General features: G+C 57.0%; 6 protein-coding genes. 5 read left to right on the top strand and 1 reads right to left on the bottom strand.

Translation table 11 applies throughout. From position 1 onward, the window contains the following. The 5 genes from A3730_RS09040 to aceF form a co-directional block, all read left to right on the top strand. A partial coding sequence (locus tag A3730_RS09040) for a DUF1631 family protein (protein WP_156501104.1) occupies positions 1 to 391 on the top strand: 391 nt, incomplete at its 5' end. Between the two features lie 328 nt (positions 392 to 719). Then, on the top strand, positions 720 to 1,286 hold the full coding sequence (gene ampD, locus A3730_RS09035) for a 1,6-anhydro-N-acetylmuramyl-L-alanine amidase AmpD (protein ID WP_063520414.1): 567 nt from the start codon (positions 720 to 722) through the stop codon (positions 1,284 to 1,286). Then, positions 1,283 to 2,131 carry a hypothetical protein gene (locus A3730_RS09030; RefSeq protein ID WP_063520413.1) on the top strand — a complete coding sequence of 283 codons (849 nt, stop codon included), beginning with the start codon at positions 1,283 to 1,285 and terminating at the stop codon, positions 2,129 to 2,131. Before ampD ends, A3730_RS09030 begins: the two co-directional genes overlap by 4 nt. Before the next feature lie 324 nt (positions 2,132 to 2,455). Beyond that, complete coding sequence (gene aceE, locus A3730_RS09025; RefSeq protein ID WP_063537952.1) at positions 2,456 to 5,128, top strand: pyruvate dehydrogenase (acetyl-transferring), homodimeric type; 2,673 nt, start codon at positions 2,456 to 2,458, stop codon at positions 5,126 to 5,128. Between the two features lie 52 nt (positions 5,129 to 5,180). Next, positions 5,181 to 6,896 carry a dihydrolipoyllysine-residue acetyltransferase gene (gene aceF, locus A3730_RS09020; protein ID WP_063519632.1) on the top strand — a complete coding sequence of 572 codons (1,716 nt, stop codon included), beginning with the start codon at positions 5,181 to 5,183 and terminating at the stop codon, positions 6,894 to 6,896. Between the two features lie 151 nt (positions 6,897 to 7,047). On the opposite strand, the gene A3730_RS09015 is transcribed toward aceF, so the two are convergent. Further along, entirely contained in the window at positions 7,048 to 7,374 is a 327-nt protein-coding gene (locus A3730_RS09015) for a Spy/CpxP family protein refolding chaperone (RefSeq protein WP_063537950.1), read from the bottom strand. Positions 7,375 to 7,708 lie beyond the last annotated feature (334 nt).

Raw genomic sequence — 7,708 nt, 5'->3', positions numbered from 1 at the left:
TCAGCAGCTGCTCAAGGGGCTGCAGACGGAGCGGGTGGCGGTGGAGCCAGAGCAGCCCGCCGAGCCGGTCCAGCCGGAAACGGTGCCGGAATTGCCGGAAAATCATTTCCTGGTGAAGAAATGCAGCCAGCTGCCGCCCGGGCAGTGGATTGAAATTCAGGATGACGGCGAACCTCGCCGCGCCAAGCTGGCGGCCAACATCCGCGCCGGCGTGAAAATGGTGTTTACCAACCGCCGCGGTATCAAGGTGCAGGAGTTTTCTGCTTACACCCTGGCCGTTGCCCTGCATAACGGGACTGTTAAACTCATTGAGGAGGGAGCCCTGTTTGACCGGGCTCTGGAAGCAGTTATTGGCGATCTGCGTCGCATGCAGGGTAACGTGCAACACTAACCCCTGCCGTATTCATCCCGGCGCAGGCATAAGAACCTGTTGATGATCTATACGCAGCCGCGTTGCTGCTAAAAATGGTGGCAGGCAAGGCGCGGACCGCAGGGCCTGACGGGTCAAGTTCAAGGTCTGCAACACAGCACGGCACCATTTTTAGCGGTAACCCGAAGGGCCGGGCCCCTTTCTTTAAGGAAAAGAGGCCGCCAGCCCGCGATTGCGCTTATTTATGTAGAATGACTACACGAAAGAATCGCAATCACGACCTGGCGAAAAAATTGACTCCGGCGCGGTTGCGTATAGATCATGAACAGATTCTAGGGAGCTTGCGCGGGTGCTTACCCTTTCCGGACATCGTGTCGATCAGGCGCAATGGTGCCCATCCCCCAATTTTAATGAACGCCCTGATCCGGCTGATATCTCGTTGCTGGTGATCCATAACATCAGTTTGCCGCCGAGCCAGTTTGGCGGCGGCCATATCGAAGCGTTTTTTCAAAACGGCCTGAACCCGGCGGATCACCCCTATTTTGAAACCATCCACCAATTGACGGTGTCGTCCCACTTTCTGATTCGTCGTGACGGGGGCCTGCTACAGTTTGTGCCGTGCGATAAGCGAGCCTGGCATGCCGGCGTCTCCACGTTTCAGGGGCGGGAAAACTGCAACGATTTCTCCCTCGGTATCGAACTGGAAGGGGCCGATAACATCCCCTACGAAAACGCCCAGTACGCTACGCTGGCTGCGCTGACGCAGCTTTTGCAGCATCACTATCCTGCGATTACCGATGCCCGCATTACCGGCCATGAACATATTGCACCGGGAAGAAAAACCGATCCCGGGCCCGCGTTTGACTGGCTGCGTTATCGCCAGCAGCTGGCGGATTTCAAGGAGCAAACGGCATGAAGTTTATTGTTCTGATCGTGGTGATGGGGCTACGCCGGATGGACGCCGGTTGGTCGCCTCTGCTGGCCGGTGAGGAACGTCACCAGCGCTGGTTGCAACGCTGCGGTAGCCGCATCGGCCAGCCAAGCCGGGTGTGGTGGGTGGCTGTGCTGCTGCCTGCAGTGTTGATTGCCTGGGGCGCATGCTGGTTGTCCGGTTTCTGGGGCCAGTTATTGGTGCTGGGTCTGGGCACATTGCTGCTCTTGTGGTTGCTGGGCAGTCACAGCGAGTTTCGCCATGTGGATGAGTTGCTGGTACGCGGCCGCATGAATGACCCGGACGGGTTTGCTGCCCTGGCCACGGACGAATTTTCCGTTAACGGCGTGCCCGGTGACCCGGCCTACCACCAGCAACTGAGTGAGCAGATTCTGGCGCGGGAAGAACGCTTGTTTGTGGCGATTTTCTGGCTGGTGTTGCTGGGGTTCGGCGCGGCGTTTCTGGTGGTCATGAACCATGCCTGGCTGCAGCGTCAGCGGCGTCACTGTAGCGAATCAGAGACCTTGGGTTGGCAGCACGCACTGGATGACTGGCTGACTCTTCCCGCCCGGCAACTGTTGATTATCAGCATGGCATTGGCAGGCGATTTCAGCGCCGTGATGAACCGGATGCGCGGCAGTTGGTGGCAATTGCAACCTTCTGACTCACTTCTGCTGTCAGTGGCTAACGTGGCACAGGAAGAAGGCGGCGAGGCTCGCCCTGCCACACTGAATATGGCAATGGACCAGCTGGAAGAATTGCAGGGCCTGCTGCTTCGCTGTGTGGCCATCTGGCTGATTATGGCCGCGTTGTGGATCATGTTGCTGTGAATGTGAACGTGCTGGAGTGAGTAGCGTTTCTATAGAACCGACCTTGGTCGCATTCCGGTTTTCCTGCATCGGGTTCACGATAGCGAAATAACCGAAAAAATGGCCAACATACTGTGCTGGCTGATTCTTTTCGTCACTGGCCAGCTTGACCGCCAACCGGTCTACGGCGCTAGTATTAACGAACACCGGGGTATCGGCAGATATGCCCCAGCCACCGGTGTCGTGAGACTTCAGGTCTCAAGCCCAGTCACCCTTGGGCCTCTTTCAGCGCCGCTGCAGTGATCCTGCGGCGGCGCATGGCAACGCGAAAAAGGACGCAAGCCCATGCAAAAACGCAGTTTTTTTGACGACGTTGATCCCGCAGAAACCCGGGAATGGCTCGAAGCCCTGGAATCCGTGGTCGAGCGGGAAGGTCCCGAGCGGGCCGCCTGGCTACTCGATGCCATTACCAACGAAGCCCAGGAGCAGGGCGTTTATCGCACCCACCTCAACACCCCTTATCTCAATACCATTGCCCCCAAGGACGAAGCCGCCATCCCCGGTGACATGTTCATGGAGCGCCGTATTCGCTCACTGGTGCGCTGGAATGCGCTGGCCACCGTTATGCGGGCCAACATGGATAACGATGATGAGCTGGGTGGCCACATCGCCTCTTTTGCCTCCTCCGCCACCCTTTACGATGTGGGCTTTAATCATTTCTTCCGCGCCCCCAGCGATGAGAACGAGGGCGATTTGGTGTTCTTTCAGGGCCATTCGGCACCGGGTGTCTACGCACGGGCTTACCTGGAAGGGCGCATCAGCGAAGAGCAGCTGGATAACTTCCGCCGGGAAGTGGATGGCAAGGGACTGTCGTCCTATCCCCACCCCTGGCTGATGCCGGACTTCTGGCAATTTCCTACTGTCTCCATGGGGCTGGGGCCGATTCAGGCCATCTACCAGGCCCACATCATGAAGTACCTGCAGAACCGGGAGTTGATCCAGCAGGATAACCGCAAGGTCTGGGCATTCCTGGGTGACGGTGAAATGGACGAGCCGGAATCCCTTGGCGCCCTCGCTCTGGCGGGGCGTGAAAAGCTGGATAACCTGGTGTTTGTGGTGAACTGCAACCTGCAGCGACTGGATGGCCCGGTGCGCGGTAACGGTAAAATTATCCAGGAGCTGGAAGGCGTGTTCCGTGGCGCCGGCTGGAACGTGATCAAGGTAGTGTGGGGGCGCCTGTGGGACCCGTTGCTGGAAAAAGACAGTGAAGGTCTGCTGCGTCGCCGCATGGAAGAATGTGTGGATGGGGAATATCAGGCCTACAAGAAAAACGGTGGCGCCTACACCCGGGAACATTTCTTTGGTGAGAACCCGGAACTGAAGAAACTGGTCGAGCACATGAGCGATGAAGATGTGTATCGCCTGAACCGGGGTGGCCACGATCCGTTCAAGGTGTACGCGGCGTATCACGCTGCGGTGAATCACACCGGGCGGCCCACGGTGATTTTGGCCAAGACGGTCAAGGGTTATGCCACCGGTGCCGGTGAAGCCGTCAATAAAACGCATCAGATGAAAAAACTGGATCTGGAAAGCCTGAAGGATTTCCGCGACCGCTTCGATATGCCGTTCACCGATGAGCAGCTGGAAGAGGTGCCCTATTACCGCCCGGCAGAGGACTCCGCCGAGCTGCGTTACATGAAGGAACAACGCGACAAACTGGGCGGCTATATGCCCGTGCGCCGCCAGAAAGCCAGCCAGCAATTGACCATCCCCGGGCTGGATGTGTTTGCCAACTTTCTTGAAGGCAGTGGTGATCGGGAAATATCCACCACCATGGCCTTCGTGCGCATGATGAGCACGCTGATCAAGGACAAGCAGATTGGTGAGCGCGTGGTACCGATTGTGCCCGATGAAGCCCGTACCTTTGGCATGGAAGGGCTGTTCCGCCAGTTAGGCATTTATTCATCCGGCGGCCAGAAGTATGAACCGGAAGATGCTGGCCAGGTGATGTATTACCGGGAAGACAAGAAGGGGCGCATTCTCGAAGAAGGCATCAACGAAGCCGGTGCCATGTCCGGCTGGCTGGCGGCAGCCACCAGTTACAGCGTCCACGACTTCACCCTGATTCCGTTCTACATCTATTACTCCATGTTCGGCTTCCAGCGCGTGGGAGACCTGTGCTGGGCCGCCGGCGACAGCCAGGCCCGCGGTTTTCTGCTGGGCGCCACCGCCGGGCGGACCACCCTGAACGGCGAAGGGTTGCAGCACCAGGATGGCCACAGTCATCTGCTGGCCAGCACCGTGCCCAACTGTGTCAGTTACGATCCCACCTACAGTTACGAGCTGGCAGTGATTCTTCAGGATGGCCTCAGACGCATGTATGAGGACAACGAAAAGGTGTTCTATTACCTGACCCTGATGAATGAGAACTACATGCACGGTGCCATGCCTGAAGGGGCGGAAGAAGGCATCCGCAAAGGCATGTATCTGCTGCGTGAAGGCAAACCGAAAGCAAAGAAAACCCTGCGGGTTCAGCTGCTCGGCAGCGGTACGATATTGCGCGAAGTGGAAGCGGCGGCGGACTTGCTGCGAGAGGATTTCGGTGTGGCGGCGGATGTGTGGAGCGTCACCAGCTTCAACGAGCTGCGTCGTGAAGGGCTTCAGCTGGACCGCGACGATATGCTCAACCCGGAAAAAGAGCGAGGGCCTAACTGGGTAGAGAAATGCCTGGAGGGTCGCGCCGGGCCAGTGATCGCATCCACTGATTACATGCGCGCCTTTGCCGACCAGATTCGCCCCTGGGTGAAAGCCCCGTATTCGGTGCTGGGTACCGATGGTTTCGGGCGCAGCGACTCACGCCAGAAGTTACGCCATTTCTTTGAAGTGGATCGTTACTTCGTGGTGCTGGCGGCACTGAATGCCTTGCGCAAAGAGGGCAAGGTTGAGGCTGCGGTGGTGAAACAGGCCATTGAGAAATATGGCATCAATACGGATAAACCCTATCCGGTGATGCATTGATCGCACCCATCACTGATTATCGATCAGTGATCTCACTATAAGGAGTTCAGGTGTGAGTAAAACGCAAATTCATGTTCCCGATGTGGGCAGCAGTGATCCTGTTGATGTCATCGAGATCAGCGTGAAAGTTGGCGATACCATTAACGCCGAAGACACCATTATTGTGCTGGAATCCGACAAGGCAACAGTGGAAGTGCCAGCGCCCCAGGGCGGAAAAGTTGCTGCAATCAGTGTCAAGGTGGGTGATCGCGTCAAGGAAGGCGATGCGGTTATGGAGCTTGAGGCCGAAGGCAATGATGAATCCGTAGCAGCAGATGACAAGGGCGACACGGCGCAGGGTAGCGGTGCCCAATCGCAGCCGCAGGATGAGCCGAAAAAGGAAAACGCGTCGGGCGACAGCGCCAAGGTGGACAAGCCGAAAGAGCAGGCAGGAAGCCGCACGGAAACCGTAAAGGTGCCGGATCTTGGTGATATCGATGCGGCAGAAATTATTGAAGTGAATGTGGCTGTGGGCGATGAGCTCGACGAAGAGCAGGTCATCGTGGTGGTGGAATCCGACAAGGCGTCGCTGGAAATTCCGTCGCCGAACGCCGGCAAGGTGGAGTCGGTTAGCGTCAGCGTCGGTGACAAGGTCGGCACCGGTGATGCCCTGATTACATTGGCGGTTGCGGGTGGTTCTGTATCAGCAGAAGCAAGCGAGCGAGAACCGGAGAGTGAAAAAGAGGCTGATGCCGAACACGCCAATAAGGAGGAGAAGGAAACCGGCAAAGACAGTGACACAGGCGCACAAGGCAAGCCGGCACAGAAAAGCGAGCCTTCCTCTTCATCCCGGGGGCAAGTCGCCGACAGTGGGGCGTCTCCGTCCAAACCTGTCCATGCTGGCCCTGCGGTGCGCAAGCTGGCTCGGGAAACCGGGGTGGATTTGTCACAGGTCAGCGCCACAGGCCCGAAAGGTCGTATTCTCAAAGATGACGTGCATGCCTATGTGAAGCAGCGCCTGGAAGGGCAGCCGGCCGGGGGCGCAGGCGGTGGCCTGGCAGTAGAACTGCCGGAGATTGATTTCAGCCAGTTCGGAGACATTGAGCGGGTTGAGTTAAACAAGCTACGCAAGGTATCCGCCCAGAATTTGACGCGTTCCTGGTTGACCATTCCCCATGTGACCCAGCATGACAATGCGGATATCACCGACCTGGAAGCGTTCCGCAAAAGTCAGAACAAACGCCTTGAACGCGAGGGCGTAAAGCTCACCATGCTGGCGTTTTTGGTGACAGCCTGTGCGCGGGCGCTGAAGGAGTACCCGCGTTTCAACAGTTCGCTGGAAAACAGTGGCGAGGCGTTGATTGAAAAACGCTATATCAATATTGGTATAGCGGTAGACACCCCCAATGGTCTGGTCGTGCCGGTGATCAAGGATGCGGACAAGAAAGGGCTGAAGGAAATCGCTCTGGAAATGGGCGAGCTGGCCGAGAAAGCCCGTAACCGTAAGTTGACACCTGCGGATATGAAAGGCGGAACCTTCAGCATTTCGTCCCTGGGCGGTATTGGTGGGACTGCGTTTACGCCGATTGTGAACTGGCCGGAAGTGGCGATTCTCGGCGTGAGCCGTTCGGACATGCAGCCGGTATGGGATGGTAATCAGTTTCAGCCCCGGCTGATGCTGCCGATGAGTTTGTCTTACGATCACCGGGTTATTGATGGGGCGGCTGCGGCGCGGTTCACGACGTACTTGAGCCAACTATTGACGGATATGCGTCAGGCGTTGTTGTAGGGCTTCGCGTCGACGGTCTGGAAAAGACAATTCGCCATGCAAGCATGGCTTCCCACAGTAACGCGCTTGTCTTGTGGGAGGCGATGCTCGCATCGCGAACAGGGCGGCTTTCATGCCGGTTTAGTGTTTCGAGATAAGAATTGCCCGGACGTTACTCTCCGCGCTCCCCTTTTTTCTGTTTCCGTTTTTCTTTGCGTTCTTCCCAGCGCTCTTTGCGGTCTTCTTTAAGCTCCGCCATTTTCTCCTGCTGTTCCGGTGTCAGAATGGCGTTGATTTTTGCCTGGGTTTCATCGTGCAAGGCTTTCATTTTCTCACCCTGCTCCTCAAAGACGCTGGTCATTTTTGCGCTTTGCGTTTCCGTCAGTTCCAGCTTTTTTGTCATGTGTTCGACCATTCTCTCACCGCCCCGATGACCGGGGCCCATGGCAAAAGCGGATGTGGTAAAAACAGCAAGAATAACGATGGCGATCTTTTTCATGGGGCTTTCTCCTTGTGACTCCATTGAGTCCCTGAATGTGATGGGGAGAGTATTGCGGCAAAGGGTGCAAGCAATATGCAGGAAATGTGGAAGAAGCAGTTACTAGCTGCGAGCAACGAGCTGCAAGGAAAATCAAAACCGCAACGACGCCTGATTTGTGCTGTAGGAGATTCCCTTCCAGGGGCCGAACCGTGCGCAGCACGGAATCCCCGAAAGGCGATCAATCGTGCGGAACGCTCGTCTAGCGCCTCGCTTCGCGAGGTTCGACTCCTACAAGTAGGCGGAGGTGTTACGGCGTTTCCAGCCGATACCCCACCCCGTACACGCTGCCTAT

The organism is Alcanivorax sp. HI0044 (genome assembly GCF_001634945.1).
This window is presented reverse-complemented; position numbering and strand designations above follow the sequence as displayed.

Excerpts from the sequence above, each read along its gene's own strand:
- aceE (WP_063537952.1), top strand. The coding sequence starts at position 2,456 with ATGCAAAAACGCAGTTTTTTTGACGACGTTGATCCCGCAGAAACCCGG.
- A3730_RS09015 (WP_063537950.1), bottom strand. The coding sequence starts at position 7,374 with ATGAAAAAGATCGCCATCGTTATTCTTGCTGTTTTTACCACATCCGCT.
- A3730_RS09030 (WP_063520413.1), top strand. The coding sequence starts at position 1,283 with ATGAAGTTTATTGTTCTGATCGTGGTGATGGGGCTACGCCGGATGGAC.